General features: G+C 40.7%; 26 protein-coding genes. All 26 read right to left on the bottom strand.

All coding sequences use genetic code 11. From position 1 onward, the window contains the following. The 26 genes from I6F42_RS10190 to I6F42_RS10065 all read right to left on the bottom strand — a co-directional run bounded on the left by I6F42_RS10190 (position 1) and on the right by I6F42_RS10065 (position 26602). Positions 1-765, bottom strand: a complete 765-nt coding sequence (locus tag I6F42_RS10190) for a flagellar motor protein (RefSeq protein ID WP_007585825.1) — start codon at positions 763-765, stop codon at positions 1-3. Next, entirely contained in the window at positions 758-1924 is a 1167-nt protein-coding gene (locus I6F42_RS10185; protein WP_197152042.1) for a chemotaxis response regulator protein-glutamate methylesterase, read from the bottom strand. Before I6F42_RS10185 ends, I6F42_RS10190 begins: the two co-directional genes overlap by 8 nt. Before the next feature lie 58 nt (positions 1925-1982). Next, positions 1983-4190: a chemotaxis protein CheA gene (locus I6F42_RS10180; protein WP_197152041.1), complete on the bottom strand. Its 2208-nt coding sequence runs from the start codon at positions 4188-4190 to the stop codon at positions 1983-1985. 15 nt (positions 4191-4205) lie between these two features. After that, a complete protein-coding gene (locus tag I6F42_RS10175) occupies positions 4206-4979 on the bottom strand; it encodes a protein phosphatase CheZ (RefSeq protein ID WP_010553897.1) in 774 nt (257 codons plus the stop codon). A 17-nt stretch (positions 4980-4996) separates the two neighbouring features. Then, the gene (cheY, locus tag I6F42_RS10170; RefSeq protein WP_008132609.1) at positions 4997-5380 is read right to left on the bottom strand and encodes a chemotaxis response regulator CheY; all 384 of its coding nucleotides are present in this window, start codon (positions 5378-5380) and stop codon (positions 4997-4999) included. A 40-nt stretch (positions 5381-5420) separates the two neighbouring features. After that, a complete protein-coding gene (locus tag I6F42_RS10165; RefSeq protein ID WP_033012732.1) occupies positions 5421-6131 on the bottom strand; it encodes an RNA polymerase sigma factor FliA in 711 nt (236 codons plus the stop codon). A 26-nt stretch (positions 6132-6157) separates the two neighbouring features. Beyond that, positions 6158-7018: a MinD/ParA family protein gene (locus tag I6F42_RS10160; RefSeq protein ID WP_010553899.1), complete on the bottom strand. Its 861-nt coding sequence runs from the start codon at positions 7016-7018 to the stop codon at positions 6158-6160. Further along, positions 7011-8492, bottom strand: a complete 1482-nt coding sequence (gene flhF / locus I6F42_RS10155) for a flagellar biosynthesis protein FlhF (protein ID WP_010553900.1) — start codon at positions 8490-8492, stop codon at positions 7011-7013. The genes I6F42_RS10160 and flhF overlap by 8 nt, the downstream gene beginning before the upstream one ends. 21 nt (positions 8493-8513) lie before the next feature. Continuing rightward, positions 8514-10625: a flagellar biosynthesis protein FlhA gene (flhA, locus tag I6F42_RS10150; RefSeq protein WP_010553901.1), complete on the bottom strand. Its 2112-nt coding sequence runs from the start codon at positions 10623-10625 to the stop codon at positions 8514-8516. 72 nt (positions 10626-10697) lie between these two features. After that, positions 10698-11828 (bottom strand): flagellar biosynthesis protein FlhB, encoded by a 1131-nt coding sequence (flhB, locus tag I6F42_RS10145; protein WP_007585806.1) that lies wholly within the window; start codon positions 11826-11828, stop codon positions 10698-10700. 9 nt (positions 11829-11837) lie between these two features. Then, positions 11838-12617 (bottom strand): flagellar biosynthetic protein FliR, encoded by a 780-nt coding sequence (gene fliR, locus I6F42_RS10140; protein WP_007585805.1) that lies wholly within the window; start codon positions 12615-12617, stop codon positions 11838-11840. A gap of 2 nt (positions 12618-12619) precedes the next feature. Further along, positions 12620-12889, bottom strand: coding sequence for a flagellar biosynthesis protein FliQ (fliQ, locus tag I6F42_RS10135; protein WP_002959325.1), 270 nt, complete (start codon positions 12887-12889; stop codon positions 12620-12622). A gap of 40 nt (positions 12890-12929) precedes the next feature. Continuing rightward, a complete protein-coding gene (fliP, locus tag I6F42_RS10130; protein ID WP_007585804.1) occupies positions 12930-13670 on the bottom strand; it encodes a flagellar type III secretion system pore protein FliP in 741 nt (246 codons plus the stop codon). Positions 13671-13674: 4 nt separating this feature from the next. After that, the gene (fliO, locus tag I6F42_RS10125) at positions 13675-14058 is read right to left on the bottom strand and encodes a flagellar biosynthetic protein FliO (RefSeq protein ID WP_010553903.1); all 384 of its coding nucleotides are present in this window, start codon (positions 14056-14058) and stop codon (positions 13675-13677) included. Then, on the bottom strand, positions 14055-14453 hold the full coding sequence (gene fliN, locus I6F42_RS10120) for a flagellar motor switch protein FliN (protein WP_007585803.1): 399 nt from the start codon (positions 14451-14453) through the stop codon (positions 14055-14057). The genes fliO and fliN overlap by 4 nt, the downstream gene beginning before the upstream one ends. A gap of 20 nt (positions 14454-14473) precedes the next feature. Further along, entirely contained in the window at positions 14474-15565 is a 1092-nt protein-coding gene (fliM, locus tag I6F42_RS10115) for a flagellar motor switch protein FliM (RefSeq protein WP_010553904.1), read from the bottom strand. 9 nt (positions 15566-15574) lie between these two features. Beyond that, on the bottom strand, positions 15575-16102 hold the full coding sequence (gene fliL / locus I6F42_RS10110; protein ID WP_197152040.1) for a flagellar basal body-associated protein FliL: 528 nt from the start codon (positions 16100-16102) through the stop codon (positions 15575-15577). Between the two features lie 57 nt (positions 16103-16159). Beyond that, the gene (locus tag I6F42_RS10105; protein WP_197152056.1) at positions 16160-18064 is read right to left on the bottom strand and encodes a flagellar hook-length control protein FliK; all 1905 of its coding nucleotides are present in this window, start codon (positions 18062-18064) and stop codon (positions 16160-16162) included. A 95-nt stretch (positions 18065-18159) separates the two neighbouring features. Further along, positions 18160-18606: a flagellar export protein FliJ gene (gene fliJ, locus I6F42_RS10100; protein ID WP_010553907.1), complete on the bottom strand. Its 447-nt coding sequence runs from the start codon at positions 18604-18606 to the stop codon at positions 18160-18162. Beyond that, positions 18606-19940 (bottom strand): flagellar protein export ATPase FliI, encoded by a 1335-nt coding sequence (gene fliI / locus I6F42_RS10095; RefSeq protein WP_197152039.1) that lies wholly within the window; start codon positions 19938-19940, stop codon positions 18606-18608. Before fliI ends, fliJ begins: the two co-directional genes overlap by 1 nt. Before the next feature lie 18 nt (positions 19941-19958). Next, complete coding sequence (gene fliH / locus I6F42_RS10090; protein WP_002959339.1) at positions 19959-20765, bottom strand: flagellar assembly protein FliH; 807 nt, start codon at positions 20763-20765, stop codon at positions 19959-19961. 3 nt (positions 20766-20768) lie between these two features. Continuing rightward, positions 20769-21809, bottom strand: a complete 1041-nt coding sequence (fliG, locus tag I6F42_RS10085; RefSeq protein ID WP_010553910.1) for a flagellar motor switch protein FliG — start codon at positions 21807-21809, stop codon at positions 20769-20771. Continuing rightward, positions 21802-23517 (bottom strand): flagellar basal-body MS-ring/collar protein FliF, encoded by a 1716-nt coding sequence (fliF, locus tag I6F42_RS10080; protein ID WP_007581880.1) that lies wholly within the window; start codon positions 23515-23517, stop codon positions 21802-21804. Before fliF ends, fliG begins: the two co-directional genes overlap by 8 nt. 20 nt (positions 23518-23537) lie before the next feature. Beyond that, entirely contained in the window at positions 23538-23870 is a 333-nt protein-coding gene (gene fliE, locus I6F42_RS10075) for a flagellar hook-basal body complex protein FliE (RefSeq protein WP_010553911.1), read from the bottom strand. A gap of 156 nt (positions 23871-24026) precedes the next feature. Beyond that, a complete protein-coding gene (locus tag I6F42_RS10070; protein WP_197152038.1) occupies positions 24027-25493 on the bottom strand; it encodes a sigma-54 dependent transcriptional regulator in 1467 nt (488 codons plus the stop codon). After that, entirely contained in the window at positions 25490-26602 is a 1113-nt protein-coding gene (locus I6F42_RS10065) for a PAS domain-containing sensor histidine kinase (protein WP_007581877.1), read from the bottom strand. The genes I6F42_RS10070 and I6F42_RS10065 overlap by 4 nt, the downstream gene beginning before the upstream one ends. Positions 26603-26707: the final 105 nt, after the last annotated feature.

The raw sequence follows: 26707 nt of genomic DNA, 5'->3' as shown, positions 1-26707 counted from the left end.
TTATTCGTCCACTAAATTAGGACGCTCTACACGGTAGGCTTCAAGCTTTAATTCTATATTTACTGGGCTTTCACCAACGCTTATCGCAATCACACCTTCGGCAAGCATTTCATGGTAAAGCATTTTTTGCTCTACACGCTGTTTTAACTTATTTGCCATAGGTAAAAACAATAAATTAGCTAAACCAACACCATAAATGGTCGCGATAAATGCCGTTGCAACGCCTGCACCAAGCATTTGTGGATCGGTAATAAACGACATTGCCTGTATTAAACCAAGCACAGCACCTAAAATACCAATGGTAGGACTGTAGCCCCCCATCGCTTCATAAACACGTGCGGCTTCAAGCAAGCGATCGCGTTCTAGCAGTAAATCAATTTCAAGCGTGTCACGTAGTTTTTGCTCTGAGCAGCCATCTACAAGCAAGCTTAAACCTTTTGCTGCATATGCATCTGGGTGAGCTAGCGCTTCATTTTCAAGCGCTAAGTAACCTTCTTGACGTGCCTTATGAGACCATCGCTTAACTTGTTCTATTGCATCTTCAATATCATATTGTGGCGCAACAAAAACCCAAGAGCTCATATTTAGCATTTTTTTAAAGGTACTTGCTGATGTTTGCAACATAACAGCACCAAGCGTGCCGCCTAATACAATAATAAGGGCAGGACCATTAAATAAAGCAGAAACAACGCCGCCTTCTAAAGAGTAACCTAGACCTATTGCACCCAGTGCTACAAATAGTCCAAATATTGAGAGTTTATCCACAACCTACCTCTCTCTTTATACGTGCTGCAACATCGCTCAATGCTAAGCTTTCACTCGAAAGCCCCGCATTAGCAATGGCTTGAGGCATTCCATAAACAACACAGCTTTTTTCATCCTGTGCCCAAATGGTTGCACCCGTTTGTTTTAACATTCTTGCACCGTCACGTCCATCAGCGCCCATGCCTGTTAAAACGATAGCAAGCACATCGCCTTGATACGTTTTTGCTGCACTGGCAAAAGTTACATCTACACTCGGTTTATAACTTATTCTCTCGCTATGATCTTCAAATACGCGCAGAGTTCTATTTGCACCACGCCCTTCTACCATCATCTGCTGTCCGCCAGGCGCTAGATAAGCAGTTCCTGGTTGTAAGCGGTCACCTTGTTGCGCTTCTTTCACTTTTATTTGGCACAGACCATTTAAACGTGCCGCAAATGCAGGTGTAAAAGCCGCAGGCATATGCTGAATAAGCAAAATAGGGTGAGGGAAATTAGCTGGCAATTGAGTCAGTATAGTTTGTAGTGCAACAGGGCCACCTGTAGAAGTGCCAATAGCTACAAGCTGGTATTGCTTTCCACTTGCTCGCATTGAGGCAACATTAGAACCTGACGGTGTTGTAGGTGCTGCTCTTTGAAAGCTTCTATCGGGTTGTTTTATCGAAGGCGTTAGTGTGTTTGTTCTTTGCGAAAGTGAGCTTGTTATCGGTTTACTTGATATTACTGGCTTAGGTGGTGTTGCAGCTTTAAACGTTCGCGGTAAACGTCTTCGCCCTATATCTTTCACTTTATTTTGTAAAAGCTTTATAGCGTCTTCATTATTGCGAGCGATGTCTTCAAATTTTTTCGGTAAAAAATCCATTGCTCCAGCATCTAGCGCATCAAACGTTGCTGTTGCGCCATCACGTGTTAGTGATGAAAACATTAAGATAGGCGTTGGATTACTCGCCATTATCTCTTTAACTGCGCTAATACCATCAAGCACAGGCATTTCGACATCCATAGTGATCATATCTGGACGTAGCTGAGCTGCTTTTTCAACAGCTTCTCTGCCATTCACAGCAAAGCCTATAACTTGTATGTCGCTATCTTGTTCAAGAATTTCGCTTACTCTGCGGCGAAAAAAGCTTGAATCATCAACAACTAAAACTTTAACGGCCATTTAGCTCTCTTATTAAATTTATGCGTAGGTATATATTAAATATATACCTACTTTATTATTAGCCTGCGTAATGTTTTAACATGTTTGGAACGTCTAAAATCAGTGCAATACCACCATCTGAAGTAATTGTTGCGCCTGCCATACCTGGGGTACCTTGTAGTAACGCATCAAGTGGTTTAATTACAACTTCTTCTTGGCCAATTAATGAGTCAACAACAAAACCAATTTGCTGCGTACCAATTTGCACAATAACTACATGGCCTTTTGCTTTTCGCTGTGAGCGATCTGAGCCTTTAACTAACCAGTGCTCGAGGTAGAATAACGGTATTGCCTTCTTACGCACAATAATTGTTAATTGCCCATCAACCACATTTGTTTTCGTTAAATCTAAGTTGAATATTTCACTAACACCAGCAAGTGGTAACGCAAATGTTTGTGCGCCAACAATTACCATTAAGGTCGGTAATATAGCTAAGGTAAGTGGTACTTTTATCTCTAAAATGGTACCTACACCTAACTCAGATTGAATACTTACAGAGCCGTTTAATTGGGTGATTTTAGTTTTCACCACATCCATTCCAACACCACGACCTGAAATATCAGATATCTCTTCTTTTGTAGAAAAGCCAGGTGCAAAAATGAGGTTGTATGCTTCAGTGTCAGAAAGTCGACTCGCTTGATCGTGGTCGAGTACGCCTTTACTAATTGCTATTTTTTTCAGTTTCTCAGCATCCATACCAGCGCCATCATCTTTAATGGTCAACAAAATATGGTCGCCTTCCTGAGACGCTGATAAAGTAACATTACCTGTTCTAGGCTTACCGGCAGCCTCACGAACAGCTGGCATTTCAATACCGTGGTCAACTGAGTTTCGAACTAAATGCACAAGCGGATCGGCTAGTGCTTCCACTAAGTTTTTATCTAAATCGGTTTCTTCACCTACAAGTTGTAAGTCAATGTCTTTGTTTAAGCTGCGTGCTAAATCGCGTACTACGCGAGGGAAACGACCAAATACCTTTTTAATTGGTTGCATTCGTGTTTGCATAACCGCGCCTTGAATATCAGCAGTCACTACATCTAAGTTAGAGATTGCTTTACCCATTGCCTCACTGTCTGAGTTGGTCGCTAAACTAACCAAACGATTTCGCACAAGTACTAACTCACCAACCATATTCATAATTTGGTCAAGTCGTTTTGTATCTACGCGAACTGTCGTCTCTGCTGCTGGTGGCGCTGATTTTTTAGGCGTTGCTGGCGCTGCTTTAGCAACCGGTTTTTCTACCGGTTTAGAAGCGGGTGCTTTTACAGGTTCTGGTTTTTTTACAGGCACACTCGTTTTTGCAGCTGGTTTAGCTGGAATATTGGGCTGTTTCACAGCAGGAGTGCTTTCTATTAATTTAGGTGCAGTACCTTTGCCATGAAGTTCATCAAGAAGCGCTTCAAACTCGTCATCACTAATTTCATCATCTGATGAATTAGCAATATTTGACGCCGCCTTAGCTGGTTCTACAGACGCTTTAACTGCATTACTTTGTTCAGGTGCTTTACTCGCAACCTCACCAAAACTGCCAACTCCATGTAACTCATCTAATAAGCTATCAAATTCATCATCAGTAATGTCACCATTAAAGTCATTGCTACTTATTACCGGCTTTTCAATTGCAGGACCTTGTCCTTTACCGTGTAGTTCATCCAGTAAGTTTTCAAATTCATCTTCAGTTATTTCATCAATTTCAGCATCGCTAACCGAAGGCGTTCCGCTAAATAGTTCATCAAACGCAAACGGATCTTCGTCATCAACTATTGGCGTATCAACTACTTCGCTTTGAGGTTGTTCAACTTCATTGTTCGAAGATACACCGTTAAGCTCATCTTCTGTTGGTGGTAGACCTAAAATATGAAGAGTATGAAGTAATTCAGGATCTGCAGGTTCTGGCTTATCCCTATTTTGGATAGTCGCGAACATTTCATTAATGGTGTCGAGCGCTTGTAAAATAACATCCATTAACTCTGAATTGACCGTTCGCACACCTTGACGTAGTAAATCAAATACGTTTTCAGCGCCATGACAAGCATCAACAAGTTCTGTCATAGCTAAAAAGCCTGCCCCACCTTTTACAGTGTGAAAGCCTCTAAATATGGCATTTAGTAACTCGGTATCTTCTGGATTATTTTCCAGTTCAACTAACTGTTCAGATAAAAGCTCTAGGATTTCTCCTGCCTCTACAAGAAAGTCTTGTAAAATATCTTCATCGACTTCAAACATGCAGTTACTCTCCTCTTAGAAGCCCAAACTTGATAAAAGATCATCGACTTCATCTTGATCAGATACAACATCATTACGCGATTCTTTATCAATAATAGGGCCTTCAGGACCTGCTAAAGTTTGTGTGGCAACTGGTTCTTTTATTTTTTGTTGTTCTACTTTATTCGCTGTGTTGTCACTGTCATCTTGTTCAGCAAATGCTGTTAAAAGATGAAGTAAGCTTTCTTCTACTTCTCTAACAAGTTCTATAACACGGCGAATAACTTGACCTGTTAAGTCTTGATAGTCTTGAGCCATTAGTACATTTGTCATTAAGCTTTGAAGCTCATCGGTTTTATGATGAGAGTTATTCATAAACTTATCGATGCTGTGGCAAAGTTGTTTAAACTCACCTAACTCAATTTCGCGACTCATTAAACGATCCCATGTCGGTTTGATATGAGATATTTCATCTGCTAATTGCTGGGCTATAGGTAAACTAGCCTCAACAGCATCCATTGTTTTATTAGCCGCATTTTCTGTCATTTCTATAACATAATTAAGCCGCTTTTTAGCATCTGGAATAGCATCTGTTGTTAAATCTGTTAAACGAGTATCAAGATCAAAGCTTTTAAGTGCTTCGTGCAATTGACGGGTCAACTTTCCAACTTCAGCAAATAATTCAGACTGCTCTTGCGAGGCAGTCTCTAAAATTAACTGATTTGCTTTATCTTGCTCATCATTTTCTAAAAAAATAACGAGCTGTCGAGCTTGTTCTAACGTTATTTGAGGCGCAGCTGGTGCTGGCATAAGCCTCTCCCCCATCATTAGCCTAAGCGTTCAAATACTTTTTCTAACTTAGTTTTTAATGTTCCAGCCGTAAAAGGCTTAACAATATAACCATTAACGCCAGCTTGCGCTGCAGCTATTATTTGTTCTTTTTTAGCTTCTGCCGTTACCATTAATACAGGGATATGTTTTAACTTATCATCTGCACGAATTGCTCTTAAAAGGTCAATACCTTGCATTCCCGGCATATTCCAATCAGTAACTACAAAATCAAACACTTGATTTTGCAACATAGGCAAAGCTGTTGACCCGTCATCAGCTTCTTGAACGTTAGTGAAACCTAAATCACGTAACAGGTTTTTTATAATGCGTCTCATCGTTGAAAAATCATCGACTACAAGAATTTTCATGTTTTTATCCAAAACATCCCCCAGTGAGGTATTAACCTTTGTTTGCTTACTACTAATTTATCCAGTCATTGATTTTAGCTTTAAGCTTAATCATCGCCTGACCATGTATCTGACTTACACGCGATTCACTTACATCGAGTATATGTCCTATTTCTTTTAAATTCATTTCATCGTTATAGTATAAAGAAAGTACCATTGCATCACGCTCTGGTAATGACTTAATTGCACTTAGCAAAGACTCATTAAACCGATCATTTTTAACATTATTAAAAGGTTTATCTTGCGCTAAATCTTGGCCTACGGGAGTTATAACATCCTCATCAACACCAAGGTCTTCAATACCTAGTATTTTACTCGCATTCACATCATTTAAAATATGATGGTACTCATTGAGTGAAATTTCAAGTTTTTCAGCAACTTCTGTATCTGTTGGTTCGCGATTAAGACTACTTTCGAGTCCTGTAATTGCTTCTGCAACTTGCCGGCTTTTGCGATGTACTGAACGAGGAGCCCAATCACCACGGCGCATTTCATCAAGCATGGCACCGCGAATACGAATACCTGCAAAGGTTTCAAAGCTTGCGCCCTTAGTTGCATCGAAGTTTTTTGAAGCTTCTATTAAACCTATCATTCCTGATTGAATTAAATCATCAAGCTGAACGCTAGGTGGTAATCGAGCAATTAGATGACATGCCACTTTTTTGACAAGTGATGCATGTTTCTCAACAATCACATTTAAGTTTTGTGTTGATTGATATCCCATAGCTCTATTCACCAATATTGTCATAATTAACCGTTTACTAGTTTCTCAATGAAAAACTCTAAATGCCCAGATGGTTGGTTTGGTATTGGCCATTTAACTGCTTTGGTTGCCAGCGCTTTAAACGCGAGAGCGGCTGGCGAATTAGGAAAGAGCTCTACTATTACTTTTTGACGACGCGTTGCTTTGCGCATATTTTCATCATAGGGAACCGTTGCTACTAGCTCCATTGACACATCTAAAAAGCGATCGGTAACTTTAGATAGTTTTGCAAACAATTCAGTACCTTCACGCATACTGCGGACCATATTTGCAACAATTTTGAACTTATAAACACCATGCTCGCGGCTTAATACTTTAATAAGTGCGTAAGCATCGGTTATTGATGTTGGTTCATCGCACACTACAACCATTACATCTTGTGCTGCTCGTGAGAAGCTTAGCACCATGTCTGAAATACCAGCGGCTGTATCTACAATTAAAATATCGAATTCGGTATTCAATTCGCTAAACGCACGAATTAGTCCAGCATGCTCCGATGGTGATAACTCAACCATACTTTGCGAACCCGATGTAGCGGGTACAATTTTAATACCAGCAGGACCTTCAACTAAAATTTCGTCAAGCTCACATTCACCAGACAAAACGTGTGACAAATTACGCTCTACACGTAAACCAAGCATCACATCACAATTTGCCAAACCTAAGTCAGCATCCAGTACTAGTACTCTATTACCTTGCTGCCCTAGTGCTATAGCAGTATTTAGAGAAACATTTGTTTTCCCCACCCCACCTTTACCACCGGTTACAGCGATAACTTTAACGCCGTTGTTATTGTTTTGACTCATTTTGCGCAGGCCGCTTGCTTGATCTAATACTGTGTTAATCATACATCCCTACTGTACTTGGCGCCACTGCTTGATGCCTTGAATGTTGTGCTTTTGTTCTTTTTAAATATAATTGCTCAGCCTTTTTCACTAGTTTTTCAGCATTTGCAACACGAATATCTTCTGGTACTCGTTGTCCATTAGTAAGATACCCTATTGGAAGGCGATTTTGAATCGCAATACTAATAATCTCACCCAAACTTAATGATTCATCCAACTTGGTAAAAATACAACCACTTAACTGTACTTTTTTAAAGTGGCGTACAGTTTCTTGTAGTACATTAATTTGCGCTGTGGCACTGAGTACTAAGTAGCTGCGAATATCCACACGCTGGTTGCGCATTAACGTATTTAACTGCTCAGTTAAGCGTAAATCTCGCTGGCTCATACCTGCCGTATCAATTAACACTAGACGTTTATTTCGTAAATGATATAAAACTTCAGCTAACTCATTAGCATCTTTAACTTGTTTTACACCACAACCAATAATACGACCGTAAGTTGCAAGCTGCTCATAAGCACCAATTCTGTACGTATCAGTGGTTATTAAGGCAACTTTATCGGCGCCATACTTTTGTGCACCTAGAGCTGCAAGCTTAGCAACTGTCGTGGTTTTGCCCACACCTGTTGGACCCACTAACGCATATACACCACCTTGGCGAAGTATTTCGTTATTGGTTGTTTGCATTTGATCTTCAACCATTGTTAGCAATGCTTTCCAGCCTTGCTGACGAGACACGTCGTCAGGTACGAAACATGCCATTTGTTGCGCGACTTCTTTATCAATACCCATACCGACTAAACGGTCAACCATGCACGCACGCGTTGGATCGCGACGCGCCATATCTTGTTGCATTAAACCTGATACTTGATGTTCAAGTAACTGACGAATCGCGTTCATTTCTTCACGCATTGTTGTCATTTCTTCGCTTTCATTATTTTTATTTTGTGGGCGAGCAGTTACCGGGCTATCTAAATCATCAAAATCGCGGTCTAAATCATCAAAACCTAAACTATCGGCTTGAGTTTGTGGGCGAACTGGCGCTGCACTTTCAGGAATAAACATATTTTTAGTACGCGGCTGCGCAGCCGGCTCTTGATAGTTATCGGTAGTATCAATACCCGATTGTGAAAACATAGAAGCAAGTTCAGGGGAGCGAGGACGCGGTGATTGTCGCTCTAGTAATGCTTGTAAGCTGTCAGCAACCTTTGCTTGTGGCTCAGGCTTAGCACGCTGTGGCTCTGGTCTTACAAAGTTATGCATGCTTTGCTGTGGCGCTTGAGCACGAGGCTCAGCATTACGTTGTGGTTGCGCTGCTACTTTAGGGGCTGCTTTGTCATAATCAACTGCCGCTACAATTTCTACACCGTTAGCCAGCTTCTTATTTGACATAATAACCGCATCAACACCTAATTCATCTTTAACTTCTTTAAGTGCTGTGCGCATATCTTTAGCAAAAAAACGTTTAATTTTCATGATTCAACCCCTGTTAAAATCTTATTGTTGCCCTACAGAGCTAACAATCTTTATCTGTCTTTCATCTGGTACCTCTTGATAAGACATCACTCTCAATCCTGGAATGGTGTACTTAACAAAACGAGATAACACAGTGCGTAACATTCCTGACGTTAGCAATATAGAAGGTTCACCGGCCATTTCTTGATTTTGATGCGCTTGTGTTAATGACACTTGAAGTCGCTCTGCAAGTCCTGGCTCAATACCGGCACCTTCATCACCTGCATTTTGTAATGACTGATGCAACATCTGTTCCAACTCAGGCGCCAAGGTTATGACAGGAATTTCTGATGACATTCCCACCGCATCTTGAACAATTAATCTACGCAGGGAAATACGCACTGCAGCCGTTAATACATCAGGGTCTTGGCTACGCGGACCATATTCAACAAGGGTTTGAACAATTGAGCGCATATCGCGAATAGCTACACCTTCATTCAATAAATTTTGCAGTACTTTTACAATTGCAGTTAATGGCAACACATCAGGTACTAGTCCTTCTACTAAGCGAGGATGGCTTTTAGCAAGCATATCAAGCAGGTTTTGAACTTCTTCATGCCCTAGTAGCAACGCCGCACTGTTAGTTAATAACTGGCTAATATGAGTGGCAACTACCGTGGCTGAATCTACAACGGTATAACCTAGTGATTGCGCTTCATCTTTTTGATCAGGCTTGATCCATACTGCATCAAGGCCAAACGCAGGATCTTTAGTTTCAACCCCTTTAATAGGACCAAATACTTGCCCTGGGTTAATCGCTAGCTCGTCGCCATGTTTAAGTTCGCTTTCACCGGTTGAAACACCCATTAACGTTATTCTGTAAGCATTCGGATCAAGCTCTAAATTATCGCGAATATGAACAGGTGGTACTAAAAAACCAAGTTCTTGAGAAAGCTTTTTACGTACACCTTTAATACGATTAAGTAGCTCACCACCTTGAGATTGATCTACCAACGGAATTAATCTGTAACCTACTTCTAGGCCAATTACGTCAACCTGCTGAACATCATCCCAACCAAGTTCTTTTTGCTCTTGTTTATTGGCAATACCTGTTGCAGCGCTTCCGCCACTGGCGGCTTCTTCGGCTTCTGCTGCAGCGGCTTTTAACTTAGTTTGCTGTGTGTAGTAAGCTAAATAACCCAATAACGCACCTAAACTTAAAAAAGCAAAATGCGGCATACCAGGCACTAACCCCATGATGATCAAAATACCTGAAGCAATAAAGAGTGATTTTTCGTTACCTAGTTGTTTCTTAAATTGGTCACCCATATTGAGCGACTCATTTTGACGTGTTACAACAATCGCGGTACCAATTGAAAGCAGTAAAGAAGGGAGCTGAGCAACTAAGCCATCACCAATGGTAAGTAATGTATATACTTCCATTGCGTTGCCAAAACTCAAATTATGTTGAATCATACCGACAAATAAACCACCAACAATATTGATGATTAATATAACAATACCTGCAATGGCATCGCCTTTTACAAATTTACTCGCACCATCCATTGAGCCGTAAAAATCAGCTTCGCGAGTTACTTCCTCGCGGCGGTCACGCGCTTGCTCGGCACTGATAAAACCAGCGTTTAAATCGGCGTCAATTGCCATTTGTTTACCCGGCATTGCATCAAGGGTGAAACGTGCAGATACCTCAGAAATACGCCCAGCACCTTTAGTAATTACCACAAAGTTAATAATGATCAGAATTAAAAATACGACCAAACCAACTGCGTAGTTACCACCAATAACAACTGAGCCAAACGCTTCAATTACCTTCCCAGCAGAATCCCCACCGTTATGACCTTCAAGTAATACAACTCGAGTGCTGGCAACATTAAGCGCTAAGCGCATAATCGTAGCGATTAGTAATACAGAGGGGAATATACCAAACTCAACCGGCTTCATCGTGTAAACAGTCACGAGTAAAACCACTAATGCGAGGGCAATATTAAACGAGAAAAGGATATCGAGTAAAAATGGCGGTAACGGTAAGATCACCATTCCCAAGGCTGCAAGCACAAGCAAAGGAGTACCTACCCCTTTGGCATAGTCTTTTTTGTCTCTGTTAAGTTGTTGTAATACCGCTTTAAAACTCATAATTCTACAATTTCAAAAAATTGACACTACGTAGAATTTGCAATAACTATTCCAGGTTACTAAGTTAACGGTTTAATACTTGTAGGCATCGGGGATTGGGAGCTTGTTATTGAGCTTAGTTGGACGTTTACCGCGTCCTTTATTAAAGCGCTTAAGCTGAAATACATACGCTAAAACTTGCGCTACTGCAGTAAATAGCTGATCGGGTATTTGCTCTCCTACTTCAGCCGTATGATAAAGCGCTCGGGTCAACATAGGGGATTCTAAAATAGGTACTTCATTCCCTATTGCTACTTTTCTAATTTGCATCGCCATTTCATCGATACCCTTAGCAAGCACTATTGGCGCTCCTGCGCGCTCTGTATCGTATTTTAATGCTACTGAGTAGTGAGTTGGGTTGGTAACAATAACATCAGCGTCAGGGACATCTTGCATCATACGGTTTTGCGACATTTGCCTTTGAGTTTGCCTAATACGCGCTTTTATTTGTGGGTCACCTTCAGAGTTTTTATACTCATCTTTAATCTCTTGCATTGTCATTTTAAGTTGTTTGTTATGGTTATAACTTTGAAATGGTGCATCAATAGCCGCAATAATAATTAAAGTGCACGAAAGACCTAAAAACATCCAGCCTAAAATCTCTAAGGCATGGATAATATTACCCGGTGCACTTTCTAAACTTAAATGCAGTATTTCATCAAAATAGGTATTAATTAAAAATATAGCAAAACTTGCAACCAAGCCAAATTTTAAAAGTGACTTTACAAGCTCAATAGCCGCTTGCGGGCCAAACATACGTTTAAAGCCTTTCATTGGCGACATTTTACTTGCTTTAGGTGCAGCGGCTTCCCAGCTAAAATTAAAACCACCTAGTAACGTATTACCAATAAATGCAGCCAAAACTATAATTAATACAAACATAGCCATAGGAAACATTAAAGCGTCTGCAACCTCTCCCCATACGGCAAACATTTTAGTGGTATCAAAGGCTTCGTTGCGATTTAAACTAAGGGTTCGGCCCATTACATTGTATAAACCTTTGCCAATTTCTGGCCCATACATCAAAAGCGATATAGCCGAAAAAATAAGTACAAACATAGTACCTAGCTCTTTTGAGCGCGCTATTTGGCCTTTCTTTTTAGATTCTTCAAGCTTTTTGGATGTGGGTTCTTCTGTTTTTTCTTGTCCTGAGTCTTCAGACATGACTTTCTCCTAAGGTGAGCAACCAACTAAAGTACACATTAGCTCAACCATTTTTAACCATTGAAACTCAAACTGAGTAACAAAGTTACCTAGTGTCGCCCAAATAATAATAAGCCCCGCTACCAAGGTAAACGGAAAACCAATAGAGAAAATATTTAATTGCGGTGCTGCACGCGTCATAATACCAAACGACATATTAATAACGAGCATCGCGGTAAGCGGTGCAAGTGAGAGTACAAGTGCTGTAGTAAACATCCAGCCACCCCAGGTCACTATGTCCCAGTAATGATCTACAGACCACCATGTGCCATCAATGGGTAGCACTTGAAAACTATGCACCACCATTTGAATCATCATTAAATGACCGTTAAAAGCAAAAAATAATAGGGTGGCCAAAATAAGAAAAAACTGGCCCACAGCAGGCACACTCGCACCATTAGAAGGGTCAATAACCGAAGCAAAACCTAAACCGGTTTGCATCGCGAGTATTTGCCCTGCTAACACAAAAGTATTTAATAAAAGTATAGATGCAAAACCAATAGCAACACCAATCAGCATTTGTTGAATAACGACTAAAATCATCTCAAACGAAAATAAATTAGTGAATGTAGCTGGGGGCAGAACAGGAACTACAACAAAAGTTACAACAACCGATAAACCCATTTTTATACGTGTAGGAACATTTTTAGCCCCCAAACCAGCCATAATCATAATCATTGAGCTAATGCGTACCAGCGGCAACAAAAAATCGCTCAACCATTGAATAACGACAGCAAATGGGTATTCCACGTTTAACCTGCAATTTCAGGAATAAGTAATACTAGGCGAGTAAAAAAGTCCATTAGCTCTTGAGTAAGCCAATGCCCACCCACAATAAGCGCACTAATGGTAATTAATAAACGAGGTAAAAAGCTCAATGTTTGTTCATTGATAGACGTCGCGGCCTGAAACACAGCAACAACTAAACCAATAATTAAGCCTGGGACTACAATTGCAGACACCAGCTTAATAACTAAAAAAAGAGCGTCACTTAGGATATCAACAAAAATTTCCGGTTCCATGTTGTACTCCTATTGTTGGGTCATGTTAATGCTTTGCATACTAAGTCCCTAAACCAAAGCTTTTAGCTAGAGTCCCCATCACTAAGCTCCAGCCGTCTACAAGTACAAATAACATAATTTTAAACGGTAAAGACACAATCATGGGTGAAAGCATCATCATACCCATCGCCATTAATACTGAGGCGACTACTAAATCAACAATTAAAAATGGGATAAAAAACATAAACCCTATTATAAATGCGGTTTGCAATTCGCTGGTTACAAAGGCGGGTATAAGCACTATTAACGGTGTATCTTGTGGCGAATCAAGCTGATCGTAACCGGCAATTTTAGCAAACGTTTCTAAATCTTTTAAACGCACTTGTGAAAGCATAAAGGCTTTCATTGGCTCTTTAGCCAGCTCTAAAGCTTGTACTGAAGTAACCTGCTCATTTAAGTAAGGTTCTATAGCTCGCTCGTTTACCTGCTGATAAATAGGCGACATTATAAAAATACTTAGAAAAAGCGACATCCCTAATAACACTTGGTTTGACGGTGTTTGCTGCAAACCAATTGCTTGGCGCAAAATGGCGAGTACAACAATTATTCGTGTAAAGGAGGTCATCATAATTATGGCAGCCGGTATAAAACTCAGCGCCGTCATAATTGCTAAAACTTGTAACGTTACTGAGTAATCCTGTGTGCCATCAGCGTTTGTTGTAATAGTAAGCGCATCAATTCCTTCCGCGCTTACACTTGGTACAAACACCATGGCAAAAATAATAAGCAGCCACTTTGTCATAGGTTTAATTCTTTTTATTTTGGTTTGATTGTGGGTTTAAAAGTTTACCAAATCGTTTAGCGAGTTCAGGTAGTTCTTTTTCACTTAATGGGGTTTCTAACTTGTGTAAGTAATTAATACTGTGGGGAGTTACACCAAGTAAATGCTGAGCATTATCTATCTCAACAACCATTAAACGCTCGCGAGAACCCAAAGGTAGACTTCTGACTACTTTAAATTCATCGCTGTTTGCTAAATTTGGATTAAGCTTTTTAACAAAAAATGCCAGCACAATGATTAGTACTAGCACCATTACAAGCGACAGCACCATAGAGAGTATATCTCCAGTGGGTGTTGCCACATCTGCTTTTGAAAAAACGGAACTCGTTAAAGCAATTAATAAGCTCATCGTAGTTTTTTGATCCGCTCTACTTGGCTTATCACGTCAGTTAAGCGAATACCAAACTTGTCGTTTACTACAACTACTTCACCATGGGCTATCAAAGTACCATTAACTAGCACGTCTAGCGGCTCGCCCGCAACACGGTCAAGCTCAACAACAGAGCCTTGGTTGAGTTGCAATAAGTTACGAATATTAATTTTAGAGCGTCCTACTTCCATTGAAATAGTAACGGGGATATCTAAAATAGTGTCGAGTTTTCGTTTTTCATCGCCACTCATTTCGTGTTTTGAATCACTTAACTCATCAAGCTCTGCAACATGTGCTTCGCTACTATCATCTGGAGCTTCGGCTTCTGCTAATGCTGCTGCCCATTCATCCATTGTGTCTTGATCATCGCTCATACTTTTAACCTTTTAATCAATTACCAGTCTAAGTCTACACCGTCAGAGAGGTGTAAATCATCTTCTAGTTCTGCTAATTCTGCATCTGAGTCAATTTTCTTGCCGCCTTTGGTAAATACATGCAGCTCAGATTTAACTGAATCAGGTCGTTTAATTTTTTCACTAATTTGAAGCGCAACATTATCGCGAGAGCGACCCATTTTGGCTCTAAATGTAGGTAGTTCTTCAACAAACACGGTTATATGCTCAGGCATTTCAACCGGAATAATATCACCGGCTTTGAGTTCCATAATTTGTTTTAAGGTTAAATCAACTTCAAGTAACTGAGTTGATATTTCAACCTCTACATCCATTATTTCATCGCGAAGCGCTTTGCTCCAACGTAAATCAGTATCTTCAGTATCAGACTGAACACCCGCATCTAACAGCTCTCGAATTGGCTCAAGCATTGAATACGGAAGTGCAATATGAAAATCGCCACCGCCGCCATCGAGCTCAATATGGAAAGAACTAATAACCACAACCTCAGTTGGGCTTACAATATTAGCCATAGCTGGATTTACTTCAGAATCGAGATATTCAAACGATACATCCATAACCGGTGCCCAAGCTTCTTTATAATCTTCAAAGATTATTTTAAGGAGCATTTGTACAATTCGCCGCTCTGTTGGGGTAAATTCTCGGCCTTCTATTTTTGCATGATAACGCCCGTCACCACCAAAAAAGTTATCTACCAAAATAAACACAAGTCGTGCTTCCATGGTAATCAGGCCAGTGCCCTTTAAAGGTCTAAAACGGACCATATTTAAGCTGGTTGGAACAAATAAAGTATGAATATACTCGCCAAATTTAATCATTTGTACGCCGTTAATAGACACCTCTGCGGTGCGGCGCATCATGTTAAATAGGCTAATTCGCATATGACGAGCAAAGCGTTCATTAACAATTTCCAGCGTCGGCATACGACCACGTACGATCCGATCTTGCGAAGAAAAATCGTACTGAAGCGTACTCCCTCCGCCATCTTCACCATCGTGTATATCTTCCTCTTCAACGTCATCAACACCATGCAATAGCGCATCAATTTCCTCTTGGGATAATAAATCGCTCACGCTAACCCCTTATTGCATTACAAAGCCGGTAAACAATACCCGCTCAATTACTTTACTGCCTTCAACATCCATTAAGGCTTTTTGTACCTTTTCAAGTGCAGAAAAACGAAGTGTTTCTTTACCAGAGCTCGTACTTAACTCATCAGCAGTTGTAGTAGAAAACACGCTTAGTAGCGTCCCTTCTATAAGCGGAATATGTTTTTTAGCTGTTTCTTCATTGACTTCGCCACGTACCAGTAACTGTACTTTAATTTGCACAATTCTGTCGCGGCTTGAGCCAGGTACGTTAAATACAAATGGGCGTGGCATAGAAACATATAAAGCACTGCCTATTTCAGCTGAATCACCAAATCCAATTGACAGATCTACAGAGATTCCCGCTTCTTCATTTAAGGTTTCAACTGGCGCATCCGAACCCGACATAAAAAAGTAACCCGCTGCACTGCCTACAATAAGTAGTACAGCGACTATAATTATTATTAGTTTCTTTTTACTTTTACCGGTTTCTTCAATTTCTAAACTTGTTTCTTCAGCCATCATGATTCCTTTAATCGCAAAGGTACTTGCTTGTTTTAACTATTATAATAGCAGCACTTAGGCATAGTAATCTATTGATGATGAAGTTTGTTGTCGAGAACTTTGTGCAGTGTTATTTGCTTGCTCGTCGTTTTCATCATTAACTGACTTATTATTAGCCAAATTACCTTGAGTTCCACTCTCACTTTGATCAGCAGTTTCACTACCTGATTGCCCGTAAGAAATAGTGCTTTCACCAAGCTCTAGTCCCTGTTGCGCTAACATTTCACGTAAGCGTGGCATTGATTGTTCAAGTGCTTCTTTGGCTTGCTGGTTTTGTACTACAAAGTTTATATGTGCTTGTTCTGCATCGCTGCGAATACGTATTTGCATACTACCCATTTCGGGAGGATCTAGACGAATTTCTGCTTCTTTATTATTAATGCTCAGCATTGAGCTGACGCGATCTTGCAATAATTTAGCTGCATCACTTTTAACAATATTAATTGCTTGCATTACACCTGAGTCAATACTTACCTGCTTTACTTGCGATGTACTTTGTAATTGTTGAGTTTGTATTATTTGGGTATCAAGTAAGCTCTGATCATAACCCAATGAATCGTATTGGCTTAATGTACTCGGTTGCTGAGTATTTAAAGCAGTTGTAATTTGCGTAAATACTTGTGCTACACGTACCGGTACTTGCTCTGCACTTATATTTTTCAACCCATCTTTTTGTATCAGCTCAGATGATTTTGTGGCGTTTTCATCTTTTATAGAAGCTGTAGCAACCTTACTTGGTTCAACATTTTCACTTGTCGATATTTTTGAGCTGACTTTTTGCGCGTCATTTACAACGCTCTGAGTAACTGGCGCTACAAACGTTTTTGAGTCTGATTTTGCAGTATCGGCCAAACCTATTTCAATTGAAGCCTTTAACTCATTAACTGTTTGCTTAAGCACTGACAGCTGCTCGCCTTTTGGGTGCTCAGCTTTAATATAAGCGTTTAATTGTGTTAACAAGCTTTGTTTTTCAGTGGTATTAAGCGTATCAATCTCAGAACTAAAAGACTGTTTAGCTACGCTACCCTGTGCTTCTTCATTATCAGTAATAAATTGCGCAAGCATTTGTTTAAGGTTGGCAGTGCGATTAGTAGTCGCACTATTAGTCGGGTCGGCATTGTCTAATATCTTAATTTGCGCATTAAGTTGCGAGCGCTGCTCAGGCGTTAAACTAGTAATAACGTTATTAGCTTTAATTAAGCTCGTATCCTTAGTCATTAAAGTATCTATTGCAGCACTTTTTTCACTTTCAGATTTCTGTGGAGTTGCTGGCGTAGGCACTGGTGTTGGCAACACTATATTTTTTGAGCTTTTATCAACGGGTTTGCCTTGAGCTAATTGATCCTTTAAATCCATTGAAACTAATTTAGCATCATCAACTATAGGACCAATACTGTCATTAGGCTTTTTATTTATAGGATTTAATGGCTGTTCAATACCTTCGGCAACACCACTTTTATGATTTTTGCCTTCATTTAATGGTAACGAGTTCAAAGGTAGTGAGTTTGAGCTATCAATTTTTGCCCCCTTTGACTCCGCTGTTTTAGAGTCGCCATTATCTAACTCTGTACTTTCAGTTGCCTCAAAAGGCTTATTAATCGAAGTGCTCATTGCTTGTGCTGAATTAATTTGATCAAGCATCTCAACAGATACAAAAGTAACTTCGTCTGCGGTGTCTTCATCTGCCTTTGCACTCAGATTTTCATTGTCTTCTTTTTGTTTATGCTTAGGAATGGCAATCGAATTTTCGGCATTAGGGTTTTTATTGCCTTTTAGTAAAGGCTCCATAGAACTATGGGCTTCGTTTAGTTGGCTTAAAAACTCCTCGCCTAAATTTTCTTCGCTATTAGCTAAGCTATTGTCTTTAAAGGCTAACAAAGAATCTTTTTCAGAAGAAACTAAAAACGAAATGTTATTCATCGCCATAAATCACCTAATACCATTACGGCAATATGCCACCGCATACCGCCAAAAGTTGAATTCCACTAAGTAACAAAGCAATTAACGTGCCTGAATTACAAAGCTTTACGACGTTGAAAAAACTGATTAGCCGAAAATTCATCTAACATTTTTTGCTCATTTTTTGCCATTAACGCATTTGCTTTGAGTTTTTGATTTTCGATTAATTTGGCAACTGCTTTAGCTTTAATTTGCTGCTTAAGCCATAGAGTTTTACGTTGAGTAACAACTTGCTTAGCGGTATTTACGGTACTTGCTTGTTGGCGAATTGCCTCTTCAATTTTAGCTATAAAAGCATGGTACTGACCAAACCCTGCACTAGATAAACCCGACTTACCTTTTAGGTGTAACTGCTGAGAGTATTCCAGTCTAAAATTGTTTAAACCTTGTAGCTTTTGTTGATTCGATTGCAAGTTTTGATTAGCTTGTAAGTAACTCATGCGCAAACTTTCTTCTTTATCATTTTCAATTTTGAGCAATAAATCGAGTTTGTTTTTAGCCATTATGCTTGTCCTAGTAACTGAGCAAGACCTTGCAGACCATCATCGTAACTAATGACATCTCGCATACCTTGTTGTAAAAATGCATTTACTCTTGGCATCATATTTATGGCTTGGTCGAGCATTTGATCGGTCCCTTTTTGATAAGCGCCTAAAGTAATCATGTCTTTGTTTTGCTGATACATGGAATACACTTGTTTAAGTACACGGGCTTGTTGCATATGTGGCTCAGAAACAACTTGAGGCATAACACGCGAAATCGATTTTTCTATATCTATAGCGGGATAGTGCCCGCTGTCAGCTAAATCACGCGATAGTACAATGTGGCCATCTAAAATAGCTCGCGCTGCATCAGCAATAGGGTCTTGCATATCATCCCCTTCACTCAACACGGTAAAAAAGGCAGTAATTGAACCTTGCCCTTCACCGCCATTACCAGCACGCTCCACCAGCGCAGGTAGTTTAGCAAACACCGAAGGCGGATATCCCTTTGTAGCAGGCGGCTCGCCTACAGCAAGTGCAATTTCACGTTGCGCCATTGCATAACGCGTTACCGAATCGAGTAACAATAATACGTTTAAACCCTGATCTCTAAAATACTCAGCAATAGTGACTGCACTCTCACAGCCTTTTAAACGCATAAGCGGTGATGAATCAGCAGGCGCTGCGACAACAACTGAACGTTTACGCCCTTCTACACCGAGTATTTCTTCAATAAATTCTTTTACTTCGCGGCCACGTTCCCCCACTAAGCCAACAACAATGACATCAGCTTCGCTACCTCGGGTCATCATACCCAGTAGTACTGACTTACCCACACCAGAGCCTGCAAACAAGCCCATACGCTGGCCTTGCCCTACTGTAATAACCGAGTTAATAGCACGTACACCTACATCCATAGGCTTAGTAATTGGTCTTCTTGAAAGCGGGTTTATAGTATTTTGTGCAAACTTTAAATGATGTTCAGCATTAATTTTACCAAGGCCATCTAGCGGTCGCCCTAAACCATCCACCACGCGGCCTAATAAACTCATCCCTACAGGTAAACCTAAATTATTTACTTGAGGAATAACACGCGCACCAGGTAATACACCAGAGATGTGGTCGTTAGGCATTAAGTACAAAGTTTGATCGTTAAAACCGACTATTTCGGCGTCTACAAAGCCGTTGATAGTTTCTATTTTACATTGGCTACCAACGGGAGCACGTAAACCTCTAGCCTCAAGGGTAAGGCCCACAACACGCGTTAAAATACCTGCCACAGCAGGCGCTGGGGTTTTAATATGTTGTTGATATTGAGATAAGCGTTCGCTTAAAGGTGCACGTTGAGTTGACATAACACGCCAATAAAATAGTTAGATACCACTATTATGCAAAAAACTATCCAACGTTTCTTTGACACGTGTTTTAAGGGTCATATCGAGCGATGATTGCGCTGTTTTAACTTCACAGCCACCGCGCTCAAGAGTGGGCTCTGCCATTAATTGCCAGTTATTATCAATAATGGTTTGTTCGCCGTAACTCTCTTTTATGAGCTCTAAATCTTCGGGGTTTAAATGAATTCGTACTTTTTCTTGCTCCGCATTAAGAGAATCTATACTTTGCTTTAACGTATGTAAAATCACATCTGGCGATGTTTTTACTTCTTGATAAATAACAGCTTCCGCTAACATACTAGCAAGTTGTACTAATTGCTTTTCAGCTTGTTCATCTACTTTATCTAGCGGTGCAGTAAGTCCCTCTAAAATAGTTTTTAAACTTGTTAACTGCTCTTCAATTAATGGTTTTACGTCATCAAGGCCTTTTGTTTTACCTTGCTCTAAGCCTTCTTTGTAGCCTGCCTCTTTGCCCTCGCCAACGCCTTTTTCAAAACCGTCTATGTAGCCTTGCTCATGACCTTGCTTGAGGCCTTCTTCGTAGGCGTCTTGCCTAATGCGTTCAAGCTCAACCATAGTAAGCGCAGGCAATTCTGGTTCTTGTGGCTCATCAATTGGCATTTCTTCAGCTAATTCTTTTTTATACAGATCACTAAGCGGTGTGCCGTAAGCCGTAGAGCGATTGCCAAAGCTGCTCTCATCTGGTGCTACATCTGGAATAGCCCAATTTTTTAATAATTCATCTGCTTCATCAGCCCGAAGTGTGCGTCCTTTGAGTTTGCTCATAGTTTACAGGAACTCCTCGCCACCGCCGCCGCCCAGCTGAATTTCACCTGAGTCAGACAAACGACGCGCTGTTGATAAAATCTCTTTTTGCGCCGCTTCTACTTCGCTTATACGTACCGGTGCCATAGCTTCTAAGTCATCAGCAAGCATTTCGGCTGCACGCTTAGACATATTACCCAGTATTTTATCTTTAAGTGCATCATCAGCACCCTTAATTGCTTTCATTAGTACGTCTTGTTGTACTTCTCGTAGGATTGCTTGAATACCACGGTCTTCAACATCCATTAAGTTTTCAAACACAAACATAAGATCTTGTATTTGCTGAGACATCTCTTCGTCATGTTCACGAATAGAGTCCATTAACTGCCCTTCAACGTTAGTATCAAGGTAATTTAAAATATCTGCGGCAGCCTTCAACCCACCCATTTTAGCAGCTTGCGCACCTGCTTGGCCGGCAAATTGTTTTTCCATTATTTCGTTTAGCTCTTGCAGTGCTGCTGGCTGAACCTCTTCAAGGTTTGCAATACGCATGGTTAAATCTAAGCGTACTTTTTCAGGAAACTGAGAAATAATTTCAGCTGACTGTTCTGGCTCTAAATATGATAATACAATGGTTTGAATTTGCGGATGCTCATTGCGAATAATACTAGCGACCTGCTTAGAGTCCATCCATTTTAATGAATCCAAGCCTTTAGCGCCTGAGCCCATAACAATTTGGTCAATAAGGCTAGCGGCTTTGTCTTCACCAAGGGCGGCTGTAAGCGCTTTTTTAATAAAGTCTTCTGACTGAAAACCAATGGTACTAAAGCTTTGAATTTGTTCTATAAACAAGTTGTGTACAGCGCTAATCTTAGCTTGTGATAAGTCCTGTAAACCAGCCATCGCCATACCCACTTTTTGCACCTGTTTAGGTTCTAAGTGTTTAAGGATTTGCGCGGCATCTTCTTCTGATAAACTCAAAAGTAATATAGCGGCTTTATCTACCCCATCTAGCTTATCAACATCAAAGGCTGGCGGGAGTTGTTTTTGTTCTTGATCAGTCATCTTCTGTTAACCACGCTTTGACTACTTGTGATGATAGTTCTGGTTCGTTAGCTACAAGGGCACGAATTGCTTTAAGTAAATCTTCGTCGCCATGTAAATCCGGTAACTGCAGTGTACCATCACTTGAGAAACCAACCGAAGCAGAATCAAAGTCTTTATTTAGCATATCAAGCGTATTGTCGCCAATATCTACGCCTGAACTTAATGCATCTTCGTCGTATTCTTCTAGTGTATCGTCTGGGTAAATTAAGCGTTTAAGCATTGGTTTTACTACTGCCATTATCAATACAATGATAACTAAGGCGCCTAATACAAGGCGGGCTATTTTCATAAACCAGTCTTGTTCCCACAGTGGCACTTCTATTGCTAAATTTGTTTCTTCACGTACAAACGGCACTGTTACGACTTCAAGTGCATCACCACGTTGCATATCAAAACCTACACCACCTTGCAGTAAGCGACGAATATTTGACAATGCCTCTACCGAACGTGGAGTCATGGTTGTTTCGCCGTTTTCTCCCACTTTAGCAATGTAGTCAACAGCAACTGATACGCTTATTCTACGTATTACACCACTTTGCTGGCGCTTATGAGAAATTGTAGTGTCGAGTTCATAATTACGTGTGGCTTCTTTGTGGCTGCGTGTTGGTGATGTAGCTGTGCCTGCACCACCTTGCCCTGCAACCTCAGGAATGTTCGAGTTTAACGGTGGCTGATTTGTAAGCGCACCTGGAATACCAACAGCTAGGCCGCCAATGTTATTTTCTTCAAATGTGGTTTCGCTTCTAACCGCTGGTAGGTCTGGGTTATAACGCTTTTGAGTTTCCTCAATCGAGCTAAAGTCCATACTCAAATCAACTTGAGCTGTATAGTTTGCAAGCCCAACAACCGGTATTAAAATACTGTCTATTTTTTCAAGGTACTCTTGTTCGCGCTTACGTTCTAAATCGTATTCTTTACGAGAGCGTGCTGCTAATGAGCTTTGCGAACCTGAATTTAGTAATCGACCATTTTGATCGGTAACAGTAACTCGCATAGGCTCTAAACCCTGTACTGCCGAGGCAATCATATCAACAACAGAGTCTACTTCTTCACGGTCGAGTGAGCGTCCACGTTTGAGTGTTAATACAACGGTAGCTGATGGTTTTTTCTCTCTGCGGGCAAATACGTTTTCTTTAGGAATGGCTAACAATACTTTAGCGCGAGTAATATTATTAAGCTCTTCAATGGTCCGTGCTAATTGCTGTTCACGGCCATGTTTTAGGCGTTCACGCTCTAAGCGTTGGCTTACACCAAAGCCCATATCTTGCATAATTATATCAGAGCCCGACGCTGGCCCTTGCTCTAACCCTTCGCGGGTCATTAACAATTTAATATTTTGGTATTCGCTTTCATCAACCGATACAACGTTGCCATCTAGTTGATATTCAATTTGTTGCGCATCTAAAAAGTCGAGCGTTTGAATAAGCTCTTCAGTTTGCATTTTGCCTAACGGGCGCATATCTGGCTGACGAGCCCAAATAATAATGAAAATCGCGATAGCTAAACAAATAGCCAATGCTATAACCAATGTTACTTGGCGCAATACATCAACACCATTTAAAGCACTTAAGTAGCCTGACTTTTGTTCTTGTTGATCATCACCACCACTTTGGTCAATACCGCCACCAGCAAGTGCTAGGTCTGTAGATTGGTTAGATTGCGCCACAATAATTCTCCACTACCTAATTAAACAGGCATGTTCATGATTTCTTTATAAGCTTCAACAAGTTTATTACGAACCTGTACTGTAGCCTCAAAAGCAACTGACGATTTTTGAGAAGCAATCATCGCCTCAGCAAGGGATACACTTCGATCACCCATCTCAACCGCTTTTACTTTTTGACCCGCATCTTGTTGTAAACCGTGCACTGTATTTAGTGCATCACTTAGCATGTCGCCAAACTGGGAAGTAGAAGTAGGCTGAACTTGAGTCGGCAATTTATTAAGTTGATTATTACGGCCGGCCTCTAAAGCCATCGATTGCATTTCTTGAAATACAGCACTGTTTTGAATTTTCATAATTAATCTCTGACACGCAGTGAACTCTTACAAGTAATAAAGCACAAAGCATGCCAATTAATTAATCATTTAAATACAGTAGGTTAACTTTAATTTGTGTGAGTCAGAGTTTTGACAACCCTAAGTTCGCAGCGCAAACTTAGGGTTTATAGGAGGTTATGCAGGGAGTGAAATGCCTAAATCGCGCATTTGCGCAAGTTTATAACGTAAAGTGCGCGGGCTTATACCCAATGTTTCGGCAACGTCTTTACGCTTACCTTGGCAACGTGCAAGGGTTTCTAAAATAATGCGATGCTCTTTGTCTTTAAGCTCATCTTTATAGCTACCGGTGTCTGCCGCTAGCAAGCCCTGCTTAGGTTCAACCTCGGCATGTGATTTTTCATCATAATATGCAGAGCTTAGCGTGCTTTTATCAACGCCTTTATCTGCGTGAGCTAATTCTGTTGACGATACTGTTTGCGCCGGCGCCAATGATGGCTCCATAACAAAGTTATTAGCTGCTAAGTTTTCAATAAAAATGGCATGCTCGTTTATTGTATCGCCACTTCGCAGTATAAGTGCACGCTGTATAACGTTATCAAGCTCGCGCACATTACCAGGCCACGCGTGAGCCAGTAACTTTTGCTCGGCAGCTTTATCTAAATATGCCATAGGCTCTTTGCTTTTACTTATATGGCGCTCAATTAAATGCTTGGCCAATACAATAATATCGCCAGGGCGTTGGCACAATGGTCGCCACATAAGTGGAAACACATTAAGCCTGTAGTATAAATCTTCTCTAAACTGGTTTTTAGCAACCGCTTCTTGCAAATCACGATTACTGGTTGCCAAAATACGTACATCGAGCTGAATTGTTTTACGACCCCCTAAACGCTCTACTTCACGCTCTTGCAGTACGCGTAAAAGTTTAGCTTGTAGTCCTAAGTCCATCTCAGTAATTTCATCAAGTAAAATAGTACCGCCTTGTGCTTGCTCAAACTTACCCGGACATGCTTGAATCGCCCCCGTAAAAGCCCCTTTTTCGTAACCAAATAACGTGGCTTCGAGCATATTTTCAGGAATAGCCGCGCAGTTAATCGCTACAAATGGCTCATTACATCGGCTCGACTTATCATGAATATAACGCGCAAGTACTTCCTTACCCGAACCACTTGGGCCAAGTACCATTACACTTGCATCAGAGCGTGCTACTTTACTTGCAAGCTCCAATAATTGAATACTAGTTGGGTCAGCAACAATGGGGCCGTCGGTTTCTTTTGCTTTTTCAGGCAAATAACGGCTCACCATATTTAACAGCACTTCAGGTGCAAATGGTTTTGCCATGTAGTCAATTGCACCTAGGCGCATGGCCTCTACCGCATCGTCAATTGTGGCATACGCCGTCATCATCAATACAGGTAAATCAGGGTGGTTTAATTTAATACTGCGTAGTAAATCCAGTCCACTCATTGCGCCCATTTGCACGTCGCTTACAACAAGCGAAAATTGATCTTTTTTAAGCAGTAACATTGCTTGCTCAGCACTGCTCGCTGCAACACATTCAATACCCGACATTTCAAGGGTATCTATTAAGGCTTCACGAAGCCCTGCGTCATCTTCGACAACTAAAATAGTGTTACTCATAATGATCCCTCTAATTTAGATGTTGCCTTAATAGGCAGTAACAAGCTAAAGCAGGCACCACCCTGCGTATTATTGGTCACATCAACACGGCCTTGGTGCGCACTAGCTACCGAACTCACTACAGCAAGCCCTAAACCTGTGCCCTGACTTTTGGTAGTAAAAAATGGTTCAAAAATTTTATCGCTTTGGCTTAAATCAACACCTGGGCCATTGTCGCTCACACTAATACGAACCATATCTAAATCTTTTAAATCTCTTTGTGCGCTAATTTTTACTTTTGCACCGCCGCCGATAACTTGAATACTATTGTGCACAAGATTTTGAATAGCACTGGCCAATGCCGTTTTATTACCGACTATTTGTATATCTGGCTCTGGTAAGCTTACATCCAGCTCACTTTCATTAAGTGCGACCATCGCATCAGCGCCCGCTTTAACTTCTGTTAAAAGCTGCTGCATTGAAACTTGCTCAACAACTTGCTGATCGCCACTTTTAGCAAATAGCAGCATGTCGTTTACTTGAGTTTCTAAATCTTTTAAACGCGACATTAACTTTGTTTGAAAATTATCGCGAGATGCTTCGGGTAAGCGCTTAGACCCTAAATTAGCAGCATAAAGCATAGCGGCTGAGAGCGGCGTACGTACTTGATGCGCTAATGATGCAACCATTTTACCCAGCGCGCTTAATCGCTGCATATGTGCAACACGTTTTTGTAAGCGGCGAGTTTCGGTTAAATCCGTCATTAAAATAAGTTGCCCAGGCTCTGGTGCTAAAGCGGTAATATCAAGCTTTATTAGGCGCCCATCTTTTAAAGACACTTCGTGGCCATCATCTTGATGTGGCCTAAAAGAGCGCTGAATAACATTAAACCAGCGTTCGCCTTCAAGTGGCTCGCCAAGCATATCAATCGCTATTTGATTCGCTTTTGCAATCAACCCTTTGCCATCAAGTACAACCACGCCTGCTGGCATGGTATCAACCAAATGCGAAAGCCAACTTGCTTGCTTGCGCAGATCGCTTAATTCACCAATGTACTCCTCTTGAAGTAAACATGGGTTATACTGATTTGCAGAAAAAAACTGTGGTTTTAGCACGCTAGCAAGAGCCATAATCAAATCTCGAATTGATGTAGATACATGTCTAAATGCACGATTTATACCAAAATTTATTTACATACTTATCATTAAGTTACATCAATAATTTGAGCGACATAA

This window comes from Pseudoalteromonas sp. SWYJZ12 (assembly GCF_015864395.1).
GTDB classification, from domain to species: domain Bacteria; phylum Pseudomonadota; class Gammaproteobacteria; order Enterobacterales; family Alteromonadaceae; genus Pseudoalteromonas; species Pseudoalteromonas arctica.
The sequence above is the reverse complement of the archived record's forward strand: the minus strand, read 5'-3'. Positions and strand labels throughout refer to the sequence as shown.